We start from the raw sequence: 1,550 nt of genomic DNA, 5'->3' as shown, positions 1-1,550 counted from the left end.
ATTGATGACGGTTTCGCCGGCCTGCTGCGGGGTTTCCTTCAGGTAGGCCATGCGCGCGCAGATGTCGTGGGCGGCGGCGGCGCGGATGTAGAACTCGCCCCAGCCGGTCCCGGAGACCGCACAGCCGGCATCGGCATAGGTGCCGGCACCGATGATGGGCGAATCGCCGACCCGGCCGTAACGCTTGTTGGTCATGCCCCCGGTGGAGGTGCCGGCGGCCAGGTGGCCCTGCTGGTCCAGCGCCACCGCGCCGACGGTGCCGAAGTGCTTGGCGGTCTCCAGATCGGTGTGGGCCTGTCCGGAAGCCTCTTCCTTCAGCGCCTTCTGCAGCTGCTGCCAGCGCTTCTCGGTACGGAAATAGGTCGGGTCGACCAGCGTAACTCCTTGTTCTTTGGCGAATATTTCCGCGCCCTGCCCGACCATCATCACGTGCTCGGACTTCTCCATCACCGCGCGCGCCAGCAGGATCGGGTTCTTGACCGTGCGCACCCCGGCCACCGCGCCCGCCTTGCGGGTAGCGCCGTCCATCAGCGAGGAATCCAACTCGTTCTTGCCGTCATGGGTGAAGACCGCGCCCTTGCCGGCGTTGAAATGGGGGTCGTCCTCCAGCGCGGTGATCGCCGCGGTTACCGCGTCCAGCGCGGGTTTGCCGGCTGCGAGCTGTTCGTGGCCCTTGCGCAGGGCCAACTCCAGCGCCGCCCGTACTGCGGCCTCGTCGGCCGGGGTCATGTCGCTGCGCACCACGCCGGCGCCGCCATGGATCAGTAGCACGCTGTCCTCGGGCTGTGCAGCCTGGACGGTAGGGGCTAGCAGGACCAGCAAAGCAGCGCAAAGACGCAGTTTTTTCATCGGGATTTCCGGCTTTTCGTGGGCTGGGAAGGATTTCAGTCTAACTGGCGGACTACCAGGCGGCCTTTCACCACGTCGGCCTCGGACTGGAAGGCCGGGTTCTCGACGGTGAAGGCGGGCAACAATAATCGGCTGCCGGAACCGATGCCGGTGACCATGAAGCCAGGAAAATCAAGGACCTGCCCTGCCTGGACCCGCCCTTCCATGAATTCTCGGTAGGACTGAGGGCCATCCTTGGCAGTCAGCTCCATTAACGTCTGCGGCAATACCAGCCAGACCTTGCCGCCTGTATCGGTGAAGACCTTGCCGGTCCCGTCGCCGTCGATGCATAGCGCCGTGTTTTCGTCCACGCCCAGCCCCCTGATTTCGGAGGTGGCTTGTTCCTTGGACAGGCGGGCGACGAAGGTCAGCAGCCGCCCCAGGCGATCGCGGGCGCCGAAATGGCTGTCGGTGATGACCCGATGCGCCGGCAGCGGGGGCAACTGCAGGAAATCGTCGACCAGGGTGACTGCCGGGCCCATCGGATCCTTCAATGCGTCTTCCGAGGTCAGGCTGCCGCCGTCCATCGCGCCGTAGCTGAACGCGCCCATGATGGCCAGACCGGCGCTGGTGCCGCCCAGCGGTTTGCCGTCGCGGACATGTTGATTGATTGCGTCGTTGAGGGGGGTGCCCTTCCAATAGCGCACATAGTTGGACTGGTC

2 protein-coding genes are annotated in these 1,550 nt (G+C 65.3%); both read right to left on the bottom strand.

Features of this window, described 5'->3' with window-relative positions; all coding sequences use genetic code 11:
* The coding region (locus V6M52_RS08795; protein WP_332700746.1) for an isoaspartyl peptidase/L-asparaginase family protein at positions 1-849 on the bottom strand (849 nt) is incomplete at its 3' end.
* A gap of 35 nt (positions 850-884) precedes the next feature.
* A partial coding sequence (locus tag V6M52_RS08790; RefSeq protein WP_332700745.1) for a cyanophycinase occupies positions 885-1,550 on the bottom strand: 666 nt, incomplete at its 5' end.

This window comes from Devosia sp. (assembly GCF_036676215.1).
Classification (GTDB): domain Bacteria; phylum Pseudomonadota; class Alphaproteobacteria; order Rhizobiales; family Devosiaceae; genus Devosia.
The sequence above is the reverse complement of the archived record's forward strand: the minus strand, read 5'-3'. Positions and strand labels throughout refer to the sequence as shown.